This window comes from Streptomyces venezuelae, assembly GCF_008642275.1.
Classification (GTDB): Bacteria; Actinomycetota; Actinomycetes; order Streptomycetales; family Streptomycetaceae; genus Streptomyces; species Streptomyces venezuelae_E.
This window is the reverse complement of record NZ_CP029189.1, coordinates 4660797-4680355: the sequence shown is the minus strand read 5'-3', so window position 1 is coordinate 4680355 and position 19559 is coordinate 4660797. Positions and strand designations below refer to the sequence as shown.

Here is a 19559-nt window from a genome sequence, read left to right as displayed (position 1 = left end):
GGATACTGACGGGATGGACCAGCTTGATCAGCGAGCCTGCCTCGGCGAGTTCCTCCGCTCCCGCCGTGCGCGGTTGCGCCCCGAGGACGTGGGCCTGCCCGACCACGGGCGCCGCCGGCGCGTGCCCGGGCTGCGCCGCGAGGAACTGGCGCAGCTGGCAGGGGTGTCGGTCGCCTACTACACGCGGCTGGAGCAGCGCGACGGGCACAACGTGTCGGTGGAGGTACTGGACGCGCTCGCGCGGGCCCTGCGCCTGGACGGGAGCGAACGGGCGCACCTGATGGACCTGGCGCGGCCGAAGGCGCACCGGCGCCGCCACAGCCGGCGCCCTCAGCAGGTCCGGCCGGAGCTGCGCACGCTGATGGACGCGATGTACGGCGTACCGGCGTACCTGGTGGGGCACCGGCAGGACGTCATCGGCTGGAACCGGCTGGCGGCGGCGGTCTTCGGGGACTTCGGGGCGCTGCCGGCCGCCGAGCGGAACCTGGTGCGGCTGGTGTTCCTGGATCCGGCGACGGCGGAGCTGTACGGGGAGTGGGAGTGCCGGGCCTGCGAGGTGGTGAGCAACCTGCGGATGTACGCGGGCCAGCACCCGGACGACGAGCAGTTGTCGGCGCTGGTCGGGGAGCTGTCGGTGAAGAACGAGGAGTTCCGGCGGCTGTGGGCGGCGCACACGGTGGCGGACAAGACGCACGGTGAGAAGCTGCTGCGGCACCCGCTGGTGGGTGAGCTGCGGCTGTCGTTCGAGACGCTGAAGCTGCCGGACGACCCGGCGCAGTCCCTGGTCACCTTCCACGCCGTCCCCGGCTCCCCCTCGGCGGACGCCCTGCGTCTGCTGGCCTCGTGGTCGACCCCGTCCGAGGGGGCCGGGGTGCGGAACCCGGCGGCTACAGGCTGAGCTGGTAGTACGCGGCGGGGCGGTCGAGGCGGTAGCCGAGGCCTTCGTTGACCGCCCGCATCGCGGTGTTCTCGTCGGCCACCGTGGTGGCGATCCGGCCCAGGTCCGGATACCGGCGGCGGGCCAGTTCGAGCATGTGCAGCTTGACCGCGCGGCCCAGGCCGCGGCCCCGGTGGGCGGGGGCGACCACGGTGTCGTACTGCAGGGCGCGCGGCCCGGCCGGATCGGGCAGGACCAGTTCGGTGTACGCGGCCACCTCACCGGTGCCGGTGACCGCGGCGACGGTGGTGATCTCGCCGCCCCGGTCCAGGATCAGCCGGTGCGCGGCGTGGAGCCTGTCCGGCGTCCAGGTCTCGCTCTTCTCGTCGATGTCGCCCGTGGGCGCGTCCTCCATCGCCCCGTGGGCCGTGGCCAGCGGCGCGGCCCAGTCGTCGGGCACCAGGCCGTGCCAGGCGCGCAGCTCGTACCCGGGGACCGGGGCGGCGGCCGGGGGCGGCTGCCGCGTCACGTCCTGTTCGTACCAGGCCATGGGCAGGACGTTCACGAAGCCGAGGGACTCCGCGAAGGCCTGCCCCGGTCCGCCCAGGTCCACCAGGGTCGAGACCGAGGTCCGGCCGTGGGCCAGCAGCTCGGTGCGGACCTGTTCCCACAGGGCGCGGCCCAGGCCGCGGCGCCGGGCGTCCGGGTGGACGGCGAGCACGTCGAGGAAGGCGGTGTGCGCGTTGGCCTCGTCCCTGAACAGGATCAGCGCGGCGATGCCCGTTCCCGCGTCCGCGGCCCAGAGTGCGGCGCGGCCGCGTGCCGGTGTCACGCGCAGCCGTCCGGCCACCTCCGTCCGGGCGGGTGGTGGTACCCGCGGCAGGTCGGCGGCCCGGGCGGCGGTGAGGACCGCGGTCCAGGTGTCGATCTGGGCGTCGGTCGGGGGCAGCGGCAGCGCGCGGATGGTCATACCGGGGACAGTAGGTGATCACGTGTGGTCGGACCGGGGGGTTTCACGCCGAACGGCGGGGACCCCGTGAGGGATCCCCGCCGTTCGTGGTGCGCGGTGCGCAGCCGGGTGGTCAGGCGGCCGAGCCGGCCTTCCACTCCGCCCAGCCCATGTTCCAGCCGTTGAGGCCGTTGTCGGGCTTGATGGTCTTGTCGGGGGAGTTGACCACGGTGACCACGTCGCCGATGAGCGAGTTGTCGTAGAACCAGGCGGCGGGCTGGTTCGGGTCGCCCGCGCCCTTGACGTCGTTCAGGCCGACGCAGCCGTGGCTGGTGTTCGCGCTGCCGAAGACCGAGTCGGCGCCCCAGTAGTTGCCGTGGAGGAAGGTGCCCGACTGGGACAGGCGCATGGCGTGCGGGACGTCCTTGATGTCGTACTCGCCCTTGCCCTCACTGTCCTTGAAGCCGACGGTGGAGCCGTCCATGCGGGTCTCCTTGAACTTCTCGGAGATCACCATCTGACCGTTGTAGGTCGGGTTGTCCGGGGAACCCGCCGAGATCGGGATGGTCTTGATGACCGCGCCGTCCCGGGTGACCGTCATCTTCTTGGTCTTCGTGTCGACCGTGGAGACCTGGCTGCGGCCGATCTTGAAGGTGACGGTCTTGTTCTGGACGCCCTGGACGCCGGGAGCGCCCTGGACGCCTTCCAGCGCCAGCTTCATGGTGACGGTGGAGTTCGCCTGCCAGTACTGCTCCGGGCGGAAGTCCAGGCGCTGCGCGCCGAACCAGTGGCCGACGACTTCCTGGCCGCTGCTGGAGCTGACCGAGATGGCCGCCTGGACGGCCTTCTTGTCCTGGATCGGCTTGTTGAAGGTGATCGAGACCGGCATGCCCACGCCGACCGTCTGGCCCTCGTCCGGGACGAACGAGCCGACGAAGCTGTTCTCCGGGGAGACGGTGGTGAAGGAGGCGTTCTCGTGCGCTTCCTTGCCGTCGGCGTCCTTGGCGGTCGCCGCCAGCGCGTACTTCGTGGAGCGCTTCAGTGCGCCGTCGGGCTTCCAGCTCTTGCCGTCGGCGGCGATCTTGCCGGGCACGGCCGTGCCCTCGCTGGTCTTCAGCTCGACCAGGGTGAGGGTGCCGTCGGTGACGGCTACGTTGGCCGCGTCGTTCAGGCCGACGTTCGTGGCGCCGTCCTTCGGCGTGATGGTTATCTTGGCCTTGGCCGCGTCCTTGGCCGCCGCCGCGTCGACGTCCGCCTGGGCACTGGCGGAATCGCCCTTGCCCTTGGGCTTGTCGTCGTCCCCGCCGCCGCACGCCGAGAGCATCAGTACCCCACCGAGAACGGCGGATATGGCCACCAGGGACCTTCTCCGCCGCTTACTGTCCGTCCTCACACGCCACTCCATCGTTGCCGGATACCCCGGAAGCTGGCCGTCCCCGGGGTTGGCCGGGCAGGGGGCACACCCCCTGCCTGGTCCTGACAACGCGTTAACGGCACCGGCCGGTTCCACATTCCGTTGGGATGTGGTCCACCACACGGTCAGGCGTTGTCGGGTTCCTCGTCGAAGTCCCCATCTTCCTCGCCCAGGTCCCACTCCATCGACTCGGGGTCGTATTCGACGGGCTCGCTGCTCCAGGAGGCCTGCGCGAGTTCCACGCCGGGGATGTCCGTGACCAGGTCAGTGGGGTCGACGAGGTAGGCGAGGGCCTCCGACTCGTCCTCGCGGACGGCGGACTCCGCATGGCCGCGCTCCTCGTCCGGCATGAACTCGTCGGCCTTGATGTGGGCGAGGGCGGCTCCGGTGAGTGCCTGGACGTCCGGCACTTCCAGCACCAAATCCACGCGAAGTCGTACGTAACGTGATGTCTCAGAAGAGTTCATACGACGGAGAGTAAGCCCGCGGAAGCCCCGACTTTCCCACGACCCGCCCCTTTCCGTAGCATCACCGCACACGGCCAATTCGCTGCTGCCACAAGGGGGATCGCACCGTGTCCGCACGCCGACCGCTGCTCACCGCTCTCGGAGCGACCACCCTCCTCGCCGCCCTGTGGTTCGTGCCATCGGCTGGCGCCACCTCGGCCGGTACCGAGGAGTCCGCTTCCGGCGTGCCCGCGGGAGCGAACGCCGCCGGGAAGACCGGCGACGCGACCGGTTCCGCCGACTCCGCTTCCGGTTCCGGCTCCGACGCCCCCCGGACGGTCACGGGAACGGCCTCCGGGCCGGCCTCGCACCCGCAGCCCCTGCTCGCCGCCACCGGGTCCGTGGACACCACCCCCTACCTGCTGGGCGGCACCCTCTTCCTGGGGGTCGGGGCCGGCTTCGTGGCCTTCTCGGTGCGCCGCTCGCACGCGTCGTAGACACGGCGTACACGGCGGAGGGCCACCCCGGGATCCGCTCCCGGGGTGGCCCTCCACCGTGTACGCGGCCTGCCGTCAGGCCAGCGGGCCCGTCACCGGCTCCACCGCGGCCAGGAGGCCGCCCGAACGGACGAACTCGTCGGCAGCCGCCAGGTCGGGGGCGAGGAAACGATCCGGCCCAGGCCCCTGCACGCCCGCCGCACGGGCGGCCGCGATCGCGGCCCGGCTGGCCGGGGCCGGGGTCAGCCCGTGGCGCAGCTCGATGGCGCGGGTGGCCGCGTAGAGCTCGATGGCGATGATCCGCGTCAGGTTGTCGACGGCGGTACGGAGCTTGCGCGCGGCCGACCAGCCCATCGAGACGTGGTCCTCCTGCATCGCGGAGGAGGGGATCGAGTCGGCCGAGGCCGGCACCGCGAGCCGCTTCATCTCGCTGACCAGGGCGGCCTGCGTGTACTGGGCGATCATCAGACCGGAGTCCACGCCGGCGTCGTCCGCGAGGAACGGCGGCAGGCCGTGCGAGCGGTTCTTGTCGAGCAGCCGGTCGGTGCGGCGCTCGGCGATGGAACCGAGGTCGGCGGCCGCGATGGCGAGGAAGTCCAGCACGTAGGCGACCGGGGCACCGTGGAAGTTGCCGTTGGACTCCACGCGCCCGTCGGGCAGCACCACCGGGTTGTCGACGGCGGCAGCCAGCTCGCGGGAGGCCACCAGGGCGGCGTGCGCCATGGTGTCGCGGCCGGCGCCGGCGACCTGCGGGGCGCAGCGCACCGAGTAGGCGTCCTGCACGCGCGGGGCGGTCTCCTCCTGGTAGTGGCGGACGAGCCCGGAGCCCTCCAGGACGGCGGCCATGTTCGCGGCGGAGGCACCCTGGCCGGGGTGCGGGCGGATGGCGTGCAGCTCGGGCTGGAGCACCTTCTCCGTGCCGAGCAGCGCCTCCAGGGTGAGGGCGGCGGTGATGTCGGCGGAGGTGTAGAGCCTGCCGAGGTCGGCCAGGGCCATGACCAGCATGCCGAGCATGCCGTCGGTGCCGTTGAGGAGGGCCAGGCCCTCCTTCTCGCGGAGCACGACGGGCTCGATGCCGGCTTCGGCGAGCAGCTCGCCGGCGGGGCGGACGGTACCGTCCGGGCCCTCGGCGTCGCCCTCGCCCATGAGGGCGAGCGCGCAGTGGGACAGCGGCGCGAGGTCGCCGGAGCAGCCCAGGGAGCCGTACTCGTGGACGACCGGGGTGATCCCGGCGTTGAGCACGTCGGCCATGGTCTGCGCGACGGAGGGGCGTACGCCGGTGTGACCGGAGGCGACGGTCTTCAGGCGGAGGAACATCAGCGCGCGGACGACCTCCCGCTCGACGCGCGGGCCCATGCCGGCGGCGTGCGAGCGGACGATGTTGCGCTGGAGCTGGGCCCGCAGCTCGGGGCTGATGTGCCGGGAGGCGAGCGCGCCGAACCCGGTGGACACCCCGTAGACGGGCTCGGGCTTGGCGGCGAGGGCATCGACGATCTCGCGGGCCCGGGCGAGCGCGTCGAGCGCCTCCGCGGAGAGCTCGACGCGTGCGTTGCCGCGGGCTACGGCGATGACGTCCTCGGCGGTGGTCCCGGACGTCCCCACCACGACAGTGTGCATATCCATATTCAGCACCCTACGGATTGAATCGCTTCATGTCACTAGCTCGTTTCGTCACGATCGCGACGCGGCTGGGACCCTTACGGGCCGCCGCCGGGGGCCGGGGGTCACTGGCGGCCCCGGAAGCGGCGCCGCTCCCCGGGGGCCTCCTCTGCGGCGGCGTCCGCGAGCCGGACCACCGCGGTGTCCCGGCCCGCCACGACGGGCTTGGGCGAGCGCGCGGCCTTCGCCTTGTACTGCGCGGCGTCCGCCAGCCGGAACAGCCGCCGGGAGGACTTCACCAGGCCGATCGGGTCCCCGGTGGAGGCCACGCCGCAGGCCACCCCCTCGCCCAGCTCCAGCTCGGCCGCGCGGGTGCACACCTCCTCGGCGACGCGCACGATCTCGTCCGCCGTGGGACCGACCCCGACCAGGCAGAACTCGTCGCCGCCGAGCCGGGCCACCAGCGCTCCGGGCAGCATCGCCCCGCACAGGCTCAGGACCGACCCGAACCGCTCCAGGAGCCGGTCGCCCATGGCGTGGCCGAGGGTGTCGTTGACCTTCTTCAGGCCGTTCAGGTCGCAGACGACGAGGCTGACGACCGCCCCCGTCCGCCGGTGCTCCTCCAGGGCCTCGTCGAGCCGCATGTCGACCGCCCGCCGGTTCGCGAGCCCGGTCAGCGGGTCGGTGAAGGCGAGCCGCCGGGCCTCCTCCAGCCGCTCGTTCTGCGCGAGACCGGCCGCGATCACGGCGGCGAGCACGGTGGCGAAGTCGGCGTCGTCCTCGTCGAAGTCGGGCAGCCCCTCGTCCCGCGCGACGTACAGCTCGCCCCAGGCGCGGCCGCTGAGCACGACGGGCGCGACCACGCACGTGCCGCGGCCGCGGCGGCGCAGGGCCTCCCCACGTCGCCCCGGCCGGTCGCCCACGGCGCTCTCGACCCAGGCGTGCGGGCCGCCGCCCCCCACCCAGACCTCGTGCAGGAACTCGGTGATCTCGGGGAAGTCGTGCACGGGATAGGACTCGTCCTCGGGGAACTCCTCCTCGCCGGCCCGCCGCTCGCCCTCGTTCACGAGCACCCGCAGGCGCCCCCGCTCCCGCTCCCACGCGGAGATCGCGGCGAACGAGCCGTCCAGCGCCACGCGCGCGCCCCGCGCGGCCGCCCGCACGCTGTCCCGCGGCGCGCAGGCCGCGGCCATCGCCTGAGCGAGTCCCACCACGGCTCGTAGCCGCCCGTCAACTCCCATCACCCCAGGTTAGGGACTTTTGTCCGATTTGGGGACAATGAGCGCGACATTCGGTACCACCAAGATCACGAAGGGTGATCGGCGACGCCCGGGTACGGGCGGCGGGCGGCGGCGGCCGGGGCGGAACACGGCGGCCGCCGCCCCCGGACGGCTACTCCCCCGGCCAGTTCGGCTTGCGCTTCTCGTTGAACGCGGCGACGCCCTCCACCCGGTCCCCCGAGAAGGCCACCGTCCGCCAGGCCGCGTCCTCGATCTCCAGACCGGCCTCCAGGTCCATTCCGTGCCCCAGCCGCAGCGCCCGCTTGGCCGCCCGCAGGCCCACCGGGGAGTTCGCCGCCATACGGGACGCCAGCGCCAGCGCCTCCGCCGTGTCCTGGCCGGCCGGGACCACCGAGTCCACCAGCCCCAGCGAGAGCGCCTCGGCAGCCTCCACCCGGCGCGCCGTGAAGACCAGCTCGGCGGCCCGCGCCGCACCCACGCGGCGCGGCAGCAGCTGCGTACCTCCACCGCCGGGGATCACGCCCACCGACACCTCGGGCAGGCCCACCACCGCGGTCTCGTCGGCGACGATCACGTCGCAGGCCAGCGCCAGCTCGAAGCCGCCGCCCAGCGCGAACCCGTGCACCGCCGCGACCGTGGGCATCGGCAGGGCCATCACGCCCCCGTACGCGCCCCGCGTGGTCGGCCGCTGCCGGACCAGCTCGGCGTCCGAGAAGGAGTTGCGCTCCTTGAGGTCCGCGCCGACGCAGAAGGCCCGCTCGGACGTCGAGGAGAGCACGACCACCCGTACGGTCCGGTCGGCGGCCAGATGGGCGCAGGCCGCCCCGAGGTCGCGGGCCATCGCGGTCGACATCGCGTTCATGGCCTTGGGGCGGTCCAGGACCAGCTCCGCGACCCCGCTCTCGTGGCGGCGTACCGCCACGAACTCCGACTCGAATGCGGACTCGGACGCCATAAGAACCCTCCCGGTTAACGAACGTTACCCGGGATCTTAGGGGGTGGTCCGCCGATCGGGCCGGGCCCGGCAGGATCGGCGACGGGGACGCCGTACGCACGGCGGGATCCGCGACGGGGACGGCGAGAGCCCGGCACGATCCGGGAGGGCCGGCCTACGGGGTCCGCTTGCGCCGCGTCAGCGACCAGGGCTCCACGACGCCGAGCCCGCGCACCGGCCGCTGCCACATCGGCTGCAGGGCGAAGCGGTACGACGCACCCTCGTCGGGCGACGTCTCGGCCTCCTTCTCCGACACCGGAGCGGCCCCGGTCCGGGACAGCTCCTCGGCCATCGCCCCGTCCACCAGCACCGCGTCCTTGGGGGCTATGGACGTGAGCCGGCTGGCCAGGTTCACCGTGGTGCCGAAGACGTCGCCCATCCGGGTGGTCACCGTGCCGAAGGCGATCCCCACCCGCAGCTCGGGCATCTGGGCGTCGGCCTCCATCGTCTCGATGAGCCGCAGCGCGATCTCGGCCGCCGTCGCCGCGTCGTCGGCGCAGTACAGCACCTCGTCGCCGAGGGTCTTGATCAGCCGGCCGCCGTGCGCCGCCACCAGGTCCGCCGAGGTGGTCTCGAAGGACTCGACCAGCTCGCCGAGCTCCTCCTCCTCCAGCCGCCGCGTCAGGCGGGTGAAGCCCACCAGGTCGGCGAAGCCCACCGCGAGCCGCCGGTCGACCATCTCGTCGTCGTCGGCCACCTGCACCACACGTCCGGTCGCGGCCGCCAGCTGGCGGCGCCACACGTAGACGAGGAACTCCTCCAGCTCGGGCAGCAGCAGCTCCACCAGCGGGTACGTGACCTCCGTACGGGTCATGCCCGGCTCCGGCGGCTCCGTCAGCCCCTCCAGGAACGAGTCGATCTGCCACTCCGCGAGCCGGGCCGTGGTCTGCCCCGTGGACCGCGCCACCTGCACGGCCATCGGCTCGGACAGCAGCCCGGCCTCCACCAGACCGGCCAGCCGGCGCAGGGCCAGCACGTCGGCCTCGGTCAGCGCCCGGGCCTGCCCGATGTCGGCGAAGCCCATGGCCCGCCAGAAGCGCGAGGCCAGCTCCATGGACACGCCCGCGCTGCGGGCGGCCTGGAAGGGCGTGTACCGGCGCTCGGCACCGAGGATCAGCTGCTCCAGCCGGATGGCCAGGGGGTCCGCCGTCGGCTGGGCCGTGTGATCGACCTCGTGGTGCGGGGTGTGCTGGTCACGGCCGATCGGGGTGCCCGGGCCGGACGCGGAGCCGCCGCCGGCGGACGCGCTGGACGTAGGGTCGTCGACGGTCAAGGGCCGCCTCCTGTCCATATCCGTGCGCACTGCCCTGCGAACCGGTTGATCACCACGAGCACCGGGATCGCCTAAACCATACGGCAGGTGTGCCGTAGCTCACTCCCCCTCCCCGCTTCCGGCCCGCCCGCGACCTGGGTGCGGGGTCCGGGGCCGCGGCCCCGGTCCGGCGCCGCACCCGGCACCCGCGCCCCTGTCAGTGCACGGAACGCAGGTGGATGACGTCGCCCGCGCCCACCGTCTCGTGCCGGCCCTCGGCCGTACGGATCACCAGGCGGCCATCGGTGTCCACCGCTTCGGCCGTTCCGGTGAGAGTGCGCCCGCCGGGCAGTTCCGCGCGCACGTGCCGGCCGAGGGTCGCGCAGCCCGCCGCGTAGGTCTCCTGGAGGCCGCTGGCCGCCGGGTCGCCGCCGGCCGCGCGCCAGTTCCCGTACCACTCCTCCAGGGACCGCAGGACGGCCCGCAGCAGCGGGTCGCGGTCGGTCACGGAGGCCTTGGCCAGCGCCAGCGAGCCCGCCGCCGGTACCGGCAGCTCGTCCTCGGTCAGGGTGACGTTGAGCCCGATCCCGATGACCACGCCGTCCTCGACCCGCTCGGCGAGGATCCCGCCGGTCTTGCGCTCCTCGCCGTCCACACTGACCAGCAGGTCGTTGGGCCACTTGAGGGCGGTGTCCACGCCGGCCGCCCGGGACAGCCCGGTCGCGGTGGCCACACCGGCCAGCAGCGTCAGCCACCCCCACCGCTCCTGCGGCACCGCGTCGCCCGGCTTGAGCAGGACGGAGAAGAACAGCCCCGACCGCGCGGGCGCGACCCAGCTCCGGTCGAGCCGCCCGCGCCCGGCACTCTGCTCCTCGGCGACGAGCACGGCCCCCTCGGGCAGCTCCGCCGCCCGGGTGGCAAGGTCGGTATTGGTGGACCCGGTACTGGCGACGACCTCCACGGAGGTCCACAGCCCGTCCCCGGTGACGAGGGCCCGCTGAAGGGCGGCGACGTTGAGCGGCGGCCGGTCCAGGCTCGACCAGCGACCGGAAGCACCTGCTGAGGCATCTGATGGCGTCATGCAAGCCACATTAGGTGTGTCAAACGCCGCACTGCCGAGCGCCATGCCCGCCGATACGCTACGCACCAGTAGCCAGCAGTAGTCAATCAATTGACCAGGCAGTTGACACCACGCAGGGAGCCGCGACCCCGATGTCACAACCGTCCGAGCCGATCGACACGCACACCACCGCGGGCAAGATCGCGGATCTGCAGCGCCGCATCGACGAAGCCACCCACGCCGGGTCCGCGCGTGCCGTGGAGAAGCAGCACGCCAAGGGCAAGCTGACGGCACGTGAGCGGGTTGCCCTCCTGCTGGACGAGGGATCCTTCGTCGAGCTCGACGAGTTCGCCCGGCACCGCTCCACCAACTTCGGACTGGAGAAGACCCGGCCCTACGGCGACGGCGTCGTCACCGGCTACGGCACGGTGGACGGCCGTCCGGTGGCGGTGTTCTCGCAGGACTTCACCGTCTTCGGCGGGGCCCTCGGCGAGACCTACGGCCAGAAGATCATGAAGGTCATGGACTTCGCGCTGAAGACCGGATGCCCGCTGGTGGGCATCAACGACTCCGGCGGCGCCCGGATCCAGGAGGGCGTCAGCGCGCTGGGCATGTACGGCGAGATCTTCCGCCGCAACGTCCACGCGTCCGGCGTGATCCCGCAGATCAGCCTGGTCGTCGGACCCTGCGCGGGCGGCGCCGTGTACTCCCCGGCCATCACCGACTTCACGGTCATGGTCGACCAGACCTCGCACATGTTCATCACCGGCCCGGACGTCATCAAGACGGTCACCGGCGAAGACGTCGGCTTCGAGGAGCTGGGCGGGGCGCGCACGCACAACAGCACGTCCGGCGTCGCCCACCACATGGCGGGCGACGAGAAGGACGCCATCGAGTACGTGAAGTCACTGCTCGCGTACCTGCCGTCGAACAACCTCTCCGAGCCGCCCGCCTTCCCGGAGGAGGCGGACACCGAGGTCTCCGACGCCGACCGCGAGCTCGACGTCCTGATCCCGGACAGCGCCAACCAGCCGTACGACATGCACACCGTGATCGAGCACGTGCTCGACGACGCGGAGTTCCTGGAGACGCAGGCGCTCTTCGCGCCGAACATCCTGACCGGCTTCGGCCGGGTCGAGGGCCATCCGGTGGGCGTCGTCGCCAACCAGCCGATGCAGTTCGCCGGCTGCCTGGACATCGACGCCTCCGAGAAGGCGGCCCGGTTCGTCCGGACCTGCGACGCCTTCAACATCCCGGTGCTGACCTTCGTGGACGTCCCGGGCTTCCTTCCGGGCACCGACCAGGAGTACAACGGAATCATCCGGCGCGGCGCGAAGCTGATCTACGCCTACGCCGAGGCCACCGTCCCCCTCATCACCGTCATCACCCGCAAGGCCTTCGGCGGCGCGTACGACGTCATGGGCTCCAAGCACCTCGGCGCGGACCTGAACCTGGCCTGGCCGACCGCGCAGATCGCCGTCATGGGAGCGCAGGGCGCGGTCAACATCCTGCACCGCCGCGCGATCGCCGAGGCGGAGGAGGCGGGCAACGCCGAGGAGACCCGGGCCCGGCTCATCGCCGAGTACGAGGACGCACTGCTCAACCCGTACACGGCCGCCGAGCGCGGTTACATCGACGCGGTGACCATGCCGTCCGAGACCCGCGCGCACGTGGTGAAGGGGCTGCGCCAGCTCCGCACCAAGCGGGAGTCGCTGCCCCCGAAGAAGCACGGCAACATCCCCCTGTAGGAGGTCAGTCCTGTGGTGATCAAGGTCGTCAAGGGAAACCCGACCCCGGAGGAGCTGGCCGCCGCACTGGCGGTGGTCCAGGCGCGCGCGGCGGTGCTGGCCATGGCACCGTCGGGCGCCCCGCGGGTCGCGGACGAGTGGTCGGCTCCGGCGCGGGTGGCCCGGCGCCGGGTTCCCCATCCGGGGCCGCGGGCCTGGGGCCGTACGTACTGGCCCGCGTAGCCGGATCGATGCGAACGGACGGTGGCGCCTGAGTACCCGTACTCAGGCGCCACGGCCTTTCCCGGGCCAGGATCGAGGCATGCTCTGGTCCGACCCGAAGAACGAGCCGCCCAAGGACATGCGCGACGCGCAGGCGATGATCCGGCGGCTGACCCTGGTGCTCGCCCTCGCCATGCTCGTGGTGGTGTACGTCCTGGGTGTGGGCCACTTCTAGGCCTTGTCCGCGGGGTGCGGGGCGCGCCTACGATGGCCCCCATGACTGCCACACCTGAGCCCACGACGACCGGGCGCAAGCTCGTCCTCGCCTCCGCCTCCCCCGCCCGGCTGAACCTGTTGCGGCAGGCCGGGCTCGCCCCGCACGTGATCGTCAGCGGCTTCGACGAGGACACCCTGAACCACGACGAGCCGGCCGCCCTGGCGCTGGCCCTGGCCGAGGCGAAGGCCGCCGTCGTCGCGGGTCTGGACGAGGCCGCGGGGGCCCTGGTGATCGGCTGCGACTCGGTGCTGGAGCTGGACGGCGAGGCCCTGGGCAAGCCGGCCGACGCCGAGGAGGCCACCGCGCGCTGGAAGTCGATGCGCGGACGGGCGGGCGTGCTGCGCACCGGGCACTGCGTGATCGACACGGCGAACGGCCGTCAGGTCTCGGCCACGGCGTCCACGACGGTCCGCTTCGGTGAGCCGACGGACGCGGAGGTGGCGGCGTACGTGGCGAGCGGGGAGCCCCTGCACGTGGCGGGCGCGTTCACCCTGGACGGCCTGTCGGCGCCGTTCATCGACGGCATCGACGGGGATCACGGCAACGTCATCGGGCTGTCGCTGCCGCTGCTGCGTTCCCTGTTGGGCGAACTGGACGTGTCCATCACGGACTTGTGGGCTTGAGCTCCCCGAACGGCGGCGGTGGCGGGGTGTCCTCGACCGGTCCGCCGCCGTCCGTGTCGCCGGTCCGCCGGGCGGCGGGGTAGAGCGTCAGGGTCAGTACGAGGAGAGACAGGATCAGCATCAGCGTCGCGAAGGCGGCCCAGCCGACCAGCCCGACGACGAGGATGCCGAGCACGGCGTGGACGACGGCGGCGCCGATGAGCACGACGCGGGCGAAGCGCCCCGGCGGGCGGTCGCGCAGCGCGGTGACGGCGGCGAGTACGGCGCACAGGACGAGGAAGGCGCCCATGCCCGCCCCCATGGCATAGGTCGCCTTGGACATGACCTCCGGGTCACTGCCCGCGATCGACATCGACTGGTTCGCCGTGGTCCGGCCCAGCACGATGTGGACGAGCACGAGCACCGCCGCTTCCACGACGAGCACGACCGCGGCCAGTCCGGCCACGAGTCTTCGCAGCACGATGCCCCACCCCCACGTCTCACAAGCCCGTTCGACGCCCTGGAGGCTACTAACGGGTAGCCCGGCGGGCAAGACATCCGCACACCCGGCTTGCGGACGTCTCCCGCCCCACGGCGCGCCGTACGGCCGGGCTACGACGCCGACTTCGGCTTCCTCTCGCGCGGCCACACGGTGTACGACCAGGACCAGACGGTGTCGACCAGCCAGATGGTCAGCCAGATCCGGCCGGCCCAGACCAGCGGTCCGCGCCGGTCGTCGGGCACGGCACCGTCCGTGATCTGCCACACGAGCCAGCTGGAGTCCAAGGCCCACAGGACCAGCTGGCCCAGCGCGAACGCCGCCGTGTGGACGTACCAGTCCCGCCGCTCCTTGCGGGCATGGGCCCTCGGCCCGGGGACGCTCTCCGCGGCCGCCTGCCGCGCCGGTTCCCGCTCGCTCATGTCCGTCTCCCTATCCGTGTCCGTGTCCGTGTCTGTGTCCGTCTCCGTGTCGCTGTCCGTGCCCGTGCGGGTGCCTTCGTGCGAGCCCGGGCCCGGGTCGGCGTCGGCGTCCCTGCCCGGGGCCCGGCCCTCCCGGTCGGCTGCCGCGCCACCGGCCCGGGGCCCGGACCCGTTCCCCTCGTCCGCCAGGCCCAGCGTGCGGACCGCGTACGGCACCACGAGCGCCCCCACGACCGAGGTGGCCGCGGCCGCCCCGCAGGCGGCGGCCCAGCCGGCCTCCTCGTAGAGCAGGCCCATCACCAGGGGGCCGACCACCACACCGGCCAGGCGGGCACTCTCGTACAGGCCCATGGCCCGGCCCGTCCGCCCTCCGGAGGCGGCGGCGACGGCCGCCTGCTCCACCGGGATCTGCGCGGCGAAAGCGGCGGCGGCCACAGCCCACAGGACGGCGATGGCGGGCGGTGTGGAGAGCACCGCGAGTCCCGCGGCGAACAGCGCGCTCACCGCGAACGCGGCGACCATGACCGCCGTACGGCCCAACCGGTCGGTGAGGTGGTGCGCGTGCGCAGGCAGCAGTACGAACACCACGAAGCCGGGGGCGAAGACCAGCGCGATCTCGTTCGGGGACAGCGCCAGGTCCGTCTGCAGCCGGAGCAGCAGGAGCATCCACAGCCCCGCCTCGGCGGCGGCCGTCACCGCGGACACCACCATCAGCGGCAGCAGCCGCCGCCCCGCCGTCCGGCTCCGCTCCCCGCGCCCGGCCACGGCCCGGCCCCGCTCCGGGCGGGGCCCGCGCAGCAGCGAGGCCGCCGCCACCGCGCAGGCGGCGCTGCCCAGCCAGAACAGCAGCGGATAGCCGCCGCGTTCCAGCAGCGAGAACGCCACCAGGTAGCCGGCGAAAGCGCCCTGGCCCTCCGCCGACAGCAGCCTGCCGTACGCGGCGGTACCGTCACCGTCCCGCGCCCGCCGCCCCGTCCAGGCGCGCAGCGCGACCCAGAACAGCGCACCGCCGGCCCCGCCCAGGCCCGCCGCCGCGAAGGCCACCACCAGCGAGTCGGCGAGCGCGTAGCCGGCGAACGACAGGGCGTACAGGACCGCGCCGGCCGCGGCCACCCGCCGCTCGTCGAACCGGTCGGCCAGTTCCCCGGCCGACGGACGCACGATCAGCGACAGCACCGCCTCGAAGGCGATCAGCGCGCCGACCACGGAGGCCCCCGCGTTCAGCGTGGACCCCGCCCACAGCGGCAGCAGGAAGTCGAGGACCTCCGCCGGGGCACTCGCGAACAGGGCCGCCGAGAGGACCCGGCGCCCGGCCGGATCCGCGGGCGCCTTCGCCGGGGCGCTCACGCGTCGGCGGCCGGTGGGCAGCACCCGGCCCGTGCCGCGCCGGACCGGGTGGGAGCGGGCTCCGGGAAGGAGTCCTCTAACGCCATTCGCTCGTCCTCGTCTCGTCGTCGTGTCGTCGGCGCGTCGTCGTCTCGCCGGCGCGTCGTCCTCGTCTCACCGGCGCGTCGTCGGCGTCTCGCCGTCGTCGTTTCCACGCCGTGCGTAAGACGCCGTTCGTCCCTGCCGGGTTGTCAACTCGCCGATACCGCCGGCGCCACGCCGTCGCGGGCCCCGTGTCGTCCATCCGGAGGACACGCCCGGCGCGCTGCCGCCCGCCCGGGCCCGTGCGGGCCACGTCACTGTGGGTACGGTGTTGTCCCTGTTCGGCTTGCGGGACGACCGTGCTACCAATCAGTAAACAAGGGGACAACTCCTCGCACGACCGCAAAGAAACCGTGGGCCGTTCGTAGGGACTCGACAAAGAATCACCCGGGGCCGCTGACCGGAGGGACAGAGACCTTGGCTACACGACGGGGTTACTGTGCAGTCGGGGATCCCCCTGACCTGGGGCGCCACAAGGGTTCCCCGGCGGTTCGGCCCTCGCATCACACTCTGTGTGGGCAAGGTCACCACCGGGGAAGGGTCGAAAGGCCGTGTGGGCTGTCCCTAAACTCAGCTTGTTTCAAGGAGGGAGCCATCGTGCGCAAGGTGCTCATCGCCAACCGTGGCGAAATCGCTGTCCGCGTTGCTCGGGCCTGCCGGGACGCCGGGATCGGGAGCGTAGCCGTCTACGCCGATCCGGACCGGGACGCTCTGCACGTCCGCGCGGCCGACGAAGCTTTCGCGTTGGGCGGTGACACCCCGGCCGCCAGCTACCTGGACATCTCCAAGGTCCTCCAGGCCGCAGCCGACTCCGGTGCGGACGCCATCCATCCCGGATACGGCTTCCTGTCCGAGAACGCCGACTTCGCCCAGGCCGTGATCGACGCCGGCCTGACCTGGATCGGTCCGCCGCCGCAGGCCATCCGTGACCTCGGCGACAAGGTGGCCGCCCGTCACATCGCCCAGCGTGCCGGGGCTCCGCTGGTCGCCGGTACGCCGGACCCGGTCTCCGGGTCCGAAGAGGTCGTCGCCTTCGCCAAGGAGCACGGCCTGCCGATCGCCATCAAGGCGGCCTTCGGTGGTGGCGGCCGCGGCCTGAAGGTCGCCCGCACCCTCGAAGAGGTGCCGGAGCTCTACGAGTCCGCCGTCCGTGAGGCCGTGGCCGCCTTCGGCCGCGGCGAGTGCTTCGTCGAGCGCTACCTCGACAAGCCCCGCCACGTCGAGACCCAGTGCCTGGCCGACACGCACGGCAACGTCGTCGTCGTGTCGACCCGTGACTGCTCCCTCCAGCGCCGCCACCAGAAGCTGGTGGAGGAGGCCCCGGCGCCGTTCCTGACCGAGGCTCAGAACGCGGAGCTGTACGCCGCTTCCAAGGCGATCCTGAAGGAAGCCGGCTACGTCGGCGCCGGCACCGTGGAGTTCCTCGTCTCCGCCGACGGCCTGATCTCCTTCCTGGAGGTCAACACCCGCCTCCAGGTCGAGCACCCGGTCACCGAAGAGGTCTCCGGCATCGACCTGGTCCGCGAGATGTTCCGCATCGCCGACGGCGAGGAGCTCGGCTACGGCGACCCGGTCCTGCGCGGTCACTCCATCGAGTTCCGCATCAACGGCGAGGACCCGGGCCGCGGCTTCCTCCCGGCGCCCGGCACGGTGACGAGGTTCGCCCCGCCGTCGGGCCCGGGTGTCCGCCTCGACGCGGGCGTCGAGTCCGGCTCCGTGATCGGCCCGGCCTGGGACTCGCTCCTGGCCAAGCTGATCGTCACCGGCGCCACCCGCGAGCAGGCCCTGCAGCGCGCCGCCCGCGCGCTCGCCGAGTTCGAGGTCGAGGGCATGGCCACGGCCATCCCGTTCCACCGCGCGGTCGTCGCCGACCCGGCGTTCGCCCCCACCGACGGCAGCCCCTTCACCGTCTTCACCCGGTGGATCGAGACCGAGTTCGTCAACGAGATCCCGGCGTTCACGGCCCCGGCCGCGGACGACGTCGAGGACGAGCCGGGCCGCGAGACGGTCGTCGTCGAGGTCGGCGGCAAGCGCCTGGAGGTCTCGCTGCCGTCGTCGCTGGGCATGACCCTGGCCCGCACGGCCGCCGCCGGTGGCGCGAAGCCGAAGCGCCGCGCGGCCAAGAAGTCCGGCCCGGCCGCCTCCGGCGACACCCTCGCGTCCCCGATGCAGGGCACGATCGTCAAGGTCGCGGTCGAGGAGGGCCAGCAGGTCAACGAGGGCGACCTGGTCGTCGTACTCGAAGCCATGAAGATGGAGCAGCCGCTGAACGCGCACCGCTCCGGCACCGTGGTCGGCCTCACCGCCGAGGTCGGCGGCTCGGTCACCTCGGGCGCCACGATCTGCGAGATCAAGGACTGACGTCCGGCCCCGCAGCACGCACCCGGCCCCCAGGACCCGTTCGGGTCCTGGGGGCCGGTGTCATCCGCGGGCACGGCTACGGCGCAGGTGTTCACGTAAGGACGGGAGACGGACGGGTGGCGACGGCACAGAGGCACGTCAACTGGGAGTTCGCGGAAAGGGTGCTGGCCGCGGTGCTCCCCGGATCGACGGCGTACAACCCGGACAAGATGACGGGGATTCCGCTGGAGGACTGGCGGCCCTTCGACCTCGAAGCGCGCGACGACGACGTCATCGAGGACGACTTCCTGTCCTACTGCGAGGACCTCGAAGGCCCGCTCATCGTGGTGAACAGCACCAGCTTCGACCCGGATCAGGGGCCCTATTTCGTCGAAGCGTCACGCCTCGTCGAGTTCGTCAAGGCGTTCGACACCCGGGTCCGGCACTACTTCATGTGGGCCGACGTGATCGTGGTGTCGCCGGCCACCGGGTTCGTCGTCATCGCGCAGAACGACGGCTACCTCGTGAAGGTGCGCGGTAACGCGATCATGGCGAAGCCGGAGGATGCCGCCGGCCGGTAGGCGTCGGCGAGGAGCCTGGGCCACGACGGCCCCACCGGACCCTGGTCCGGTGGGGCCGTCGCGCGTCGCACGGCGGTGGGCGTCGTCGACCGCGGCCGGAGCCAGGCCCTAGCGGCGCCGCATGTCGGCCACGCGGGCCCGCTCCGCCTGCGGCTCCAGCATCCCGCCGGCGGCGCTGCGCAGCTGCGCGGTCGGCCCGCCCCGCCGCTGCACCGGCAGCGGCGACTCGCGGCGCGGCCGCCGGCCCTGCATCCCGTCCACGCCCCCGGAGGGAACGGTCCCGCCGGCCACGGTGATCTGCACGCCCTGGTCCGCCAGCGCCTGCAGCTCCGTACCCGCCCGGTCGTCGTGCGGCGGCGGTTCGTCCGTCACCAGACGCGTCATCACGTCGGTCGGCACGGTCTGGAACATGGTGTCGGTGCCGAGCTTCGTGTGGTCGGCCAGCACCACCACCTCCGCCGCCGCCTGCACCAGCGCCCGGTCCACGCTGGCGGACAGCATGTTGGACGTGGACAGCCCGCGCTCGGCCGTCAGACCGCTGCCCGACAGGAAGGCCCGGGAGACCCGCAGCCCCTGGAGGGACTGCTCGGCTCCGCTGCCCACGAGGGCGTAGTTGGACCCGCGCAGGGTGCCGCCGGTCATGACCACTTCCACCCGGTTCGCGTGGGCCAGGGCCTGGGCGACGAGCAGCGAGTTGGTGACGACGGTCAGTCCGGGCACACGGGCGAGCCGGCGGGCCAGCTCCTGGGTCGTGGTGCCCGCGCCGACGACGACGGCCTCGCCCTCTTCCACGAGGGAGGCCGCGACATCGGCAATGGCGGTCTTCTCCGCCGTCGCGAGATGGGACTTTTGCGGAAAGCCGGACTCCCGCGTGAAACCGCCCGGCAAGACCGCACCGCCGTGTCGGCGGTCGAGGAGTCCTTCTGCCTCCAGTGCCCGCACGTCCCGCCGTACGGTCACTTCGGAGGTCTGGACGACGCGGGCGAGCTCCCGGAGCGATACCGCTCCGTTGGCCCGCACCATTTCGAGGATCAATTGGCGACGTTCTGCAGCGAACACGAAACTGACAGTAACCCCAACGACCGTCTGCTTTCAGCTCTTTACGCCGGAATACCGAAGTTGTCCGTAAGGC

At 72.6% G+C, this 19559-nt stretch carries 19 protein-coding genes; 8 read left to right on the top strand and 11 right to left on the bottom strand.

Features of this window, described 5'->3' with window-relative positions; translation table 11 throughout:
• Positions 1-13 precede the first annotated feature (13 nt).
• Entirely contained in the window at positions 14-898 is an 885-nt protein-coding gene (locus DEJ51_RS20910; RefSeq protein WP_150258933.1) for a helix-turn-helix transcriptional regulator, read from the top strand.
• Here DEJ51_RS20910 and DEJ51_RS20905 read toward each other — a convergent pair.
• The 3 genes from DEJ51_RS20905 to DEJ51_RS20895 form a co-directional block, all read right to left on the bottom strand.
• Positions 888-1847: a GNAT family N-acetyltransferase gene (locus DEJ51_RS20905; RefSeq protein ID WP_150258932.1), complete on the bottom strand. Its 960-nt coding sequence runs from the start codon at positions 1845-1847 to the stop codon at positions 888-890. The genes DEJ51_RS20910 and DEJ51_RS20905 overlap by 11 nt on opposite strands.
• 112 nt (positions 1848-1959) lie before the next feature.
• Positions 1960-3231, bottom strand: coding sequence for an Ig-like domain-containing protein (locus DEJ51_RS20900; protein ID WP_150258931.1), 1272 nt, complete (start codon positions 3229-3231; stop codon positions 1960-1962).
• Between the two features lie 134 nt (positions 3232-3365).
• Positions 3366-3707 carry a hypothetical protein gene (locus DEJ51_RS20895; RefSeq protein WP_223835907.1) on the bottom strand — a complete coding sequence of 114 codons (342 nt, stop codon included), beginning with the start codon at positions 3705-3707 and terminating at the stop codon, positions 3366-3368.
• A gap of 107 nt (positions 3708-3814) precedes the next feature.
• Here DEJ51_RS20895 and DEJ51_RS20890 point away from each other — a divergent pair, with 107 nt between their 5' ends.
• Positions 3815-4183, top strand: a complete 369-nt coding sequence (locus tag DEJ51_RS20890) for a hypothetical protein (RefSeq protein WP_150258929.1) — start codon at positions 3815-3817, stop codon at positions 4181-4183.
• Between the two features lie 75 nt (positions 4184-4258).
• Here DEJ51_RS20890 and hutH read toward each other — a convergent pair whose 3' ends face one another.
• From hutH to DEJ51_RS20865, 5 genes are all read right to left on the bottom strand, one after another.
• Complete coding sequence (gene hutH, locus DEJ51_RS20885; RefSeq protein ID WP_150262055.1) at positions 4259-5800, bottom strand: histidine ammonia-lyase; 1542 nt, start codon at positions 5798-5800, stop codon at positions 4259-4261.
• 107 nt (positions 5801-5907) lie between these two features.
• Positions 5908-7023: a GGDEF domain-containing protein gene (locus DEJ51_RS20880; protein ID WP_150258928.1), complete on the bottom strand. Its 1116-nt coding sequence runs from the start codon at positions 7021-7023 to the stop codon at positions 5908-5910.
• A 151-nt stretch (positions 7024-7174) separates the two neighbouring features.
• Positions 7175-7978 carry an enoyl-CoA hydratase/isomerase family protein gene (locus DEJ51_RS20875; RefSeq protein WP_150258927.1) on the bottom strand — a complete coding sequence of 268 codons (804 nt, stop codon included), beginning with the start codon at positions 7976-7978 and terminating at the stop codon, positions 7175-7177.
• Between the two features lie 154 nt (positions 7979-8132).
• On the bottom strand, positions 8133-9290 hold the full coding sequence (locus tag DEJ51_RS20870) for an adenylate/guanylate cyclase domain-containing protein (RefSeq protein WP_150258926.1): 1158 nt from the start codon (positions 9288-9290) through the stop codon (positions 8133-8135).
• Between the two features lie 196 nt (positions 9291-9486).
• Complete coding sequence (locus DEJ51_RS20865) at positions 9487-10350, bottom strand: biotin--[acetyl-CoA-carboxylase] ligase (protein ID WP_150258925.1); 864 nt, start codon at positions 10348-10350, stop codon at positions 9487-9489.
• Between the two features lie 131 nt (positions 10351-10481).
• Here DEJ51_RS20865 and DEJ51_RS20860 point away from each other — a divergent pair, with 131 nt between their 5' ends.
• From DEJ51_RS20860 to DEJ51_RS20850, 4 genes are all read left to right on the top strand, one after another.
• Complete coding sequence (locus DEJ51_RS20860) at positions 10482-12077, top strand: acyl-CoA carboxylase subunit beta (RefSeq protein WP_150258924.1); 1596 nt, start codon at positions 10482-10484, stop codon at positions 12075-12077.
• Between the two features lie 15 nt (positions 12078-12092).
• Positions 12093-12299: an acyl-CoA carboxylase epsilon subunit gene (locus tag DEJ51_RS20855; RefSeq protein WP_150262054.1), complete on the top strand. Its 207-nt coding sequence runs from the start codon at positions 12093-12095 to the stop codon at positions 12297-12299.
• A 79-nt stretch (positions 12300-12378) separates the two neighbouring features.
• Positions 12379-12513: a morphogenic membrane protein MmpB gene (gene mmpB / locus DEJ51_RS35590; protein WP_263411711.1), complete on the top strand. Its 135-nt coding sequence runs from the start codon at positions 12379-12381 to the stop codon at positions 12511-12513.
• A gap of 41 nt (positions 12514-12554) precedes the next feature.
• Complete coding sequence (locus DEJ51_RS20850; RefSeq protein WP_150258923.1) at positions 12555-13178, top strand: nucleoside triphosphate pyrophosphatase; 624 nt, start codon at positions 12555-12557, stop codon at positions 13176-13178.
• Here the strand turns inward: DEJ51_RS20850 and DEJ51_RS20845 are convergent.
• Together DEJ51_RS20845 and DEJ51_RS20840 are read right to left on the bottom strand one after the other, a co-directional pair.
• Positions 13159-13638: a hypothetical protein gene (locus DEJ51_RS20845; RefSeq protein WP_150258922.1), complete on the bottom strand. Its 480-nt coding sequence runs from the start codon at positions 13636-13638 to the stop codon at positions 13159-13161. The genes DEJ51_RS20850 and DEJ51_RS20845 overlap by 20 nt on opposite strands.
• 131 nt (positions 13639-13769) lie before the next feature.
• Positions 13770-15425, bottom strand: coding sequence for an MFS transporter (locus DEJ51_RS20840; RefSeq protein ID WP_223835906.1), 1656 nt, complete (start codon positions 15423-15425; stop codon positions 13770-13772).
• 678 nt (positions 15426-16103) lie between these two features.
• On the opposite strand from DEJ51_RS20840, the gene DEJ51_RS20835 reads away from it, so the two are divergent.
• Both DEJ51_RS20835 and DEJ51_RS20830 read left to right on the top strand, forming a co-directional pair.
• Entirely contained in the window at positions 16104-17867 is a 1764-nt protein-coding gene (locus DEJ51_RS20835; protein ID WP_150258921.1) for a biotin carboxylase N-terminal domain-containing protein, read from the top strand.
• A 116-nt stretch (positions 17868-17983) separates the two neighbouring features.
• The gene (locus DEJ51_RS20830; RefSeq protein WP_150258920.1) at positions 17984-18427 is read left to right on the top strand and encodes a hypothetical protein; all 444 of its coding nucleotides are present in this window, start codon (positions 17984-17986) and stop codon (positions 18425-18427) included.
• Positions 18428-18535: 108 nt separating this feature from the next.
• Here the strand turns inward: DEJ51_RS20830 and DEJ51_RS20825 are convergent, their stop codons facing one another.
• Entirely contained in the window at positions 18536-19486 is a 951-nt protein-coding gene (locus tag DEJ51_RS20825; RefSeq protein ID WP_150258919.1) for a DeoR/GlpR family DNA-binding transcription regulator, read from the bottom strand.
• Between the last annotated feature and the right edge of the window lie 73 nt (positions 19487-19559).

Excerpts from the sequence above, each read along its gene's own strand:
- DEJ51_RS20910 (WP_150258933.1), top strand. The coding sequence starts at position 14 with ATGGACCAGCTTGATCAGCGAGCCTGCCTCGGCGAGTTCCTCCGCTCC.
- DEJ51_RS20905 (WP_150258932.1), bottom strand. The coding sequence starts at position 1,847 with ATGACCATCCGCGCGCTGCCGCTGCCCCCGACCGACGCCCAGATCGAC.
- DEJ51_RS20900 (WP_150258931.1), bottom strand. The coding sequence starts at position 3,231 with ATGGAGTGGCGTGTGAGGACGGACAGTAAGCGGCGGAGAAGGTCCCTG.
- DEJ51_RS20895 (WP_223835907.1), bottom strand. The coding sequence starts at position 3,707 with ATGAACTCTTCTGAGACATCACGTTACGTACGACTTCGCGTGGATTTG.
- hutH (WP_150262055.1), bottom strand. The coding sequence starts at position 5,800 with ATGCACACTGTCGTGGTGGGGACGTCCGGGACCACCGCCGAGGACGTC.
- DEJ51_RS20880 (WP_150258928.1), bottom strand. The coding sequence starts at position 7,023 with ATGGGAGTTGACGGGCGGCTACGAGCCGTGGTGGGACTCGCTCAGGCG.
- DEJ51_RS20875 (WP_150258927.1), bottom strand. The coding sequence starts at position 7,978 with ATGGCGTCCGAGTCCGCATTCGAGTCGGAGTTCGTGGCGGTACGCCGC.
- DEJ51_RS20865 (WP_150258925.1), bottom strand. The coding sequence starts at position 10,350 with ATGACGCCATCAGATGCCTCAGCAGGTGCTTCCGGTCGCTGGTCGAGC.
- DEJ51_RS20860 (WP_150258924.1), top strand. The coding sequence starts at position 10,482 with ATGTCACAACCGTCCGAGCCGATCGACACGCACACCACCGCGGGCAAG.
- mmpB (WP_263411711.1), top strand. The coding sequence starts at position 12,379 with ATGCTCTGGTCCGACCCGAAGAACGAGCCGCCCAAGGACATGCGCGAC.
- DEJ51_RS20850 (WP_150258923.1), top strand. The coding sequence starts at position 12,555 with ATGACTGCCACACCTGAGCCCACGACGACCGGGCGCAAGCTCGTCCTC.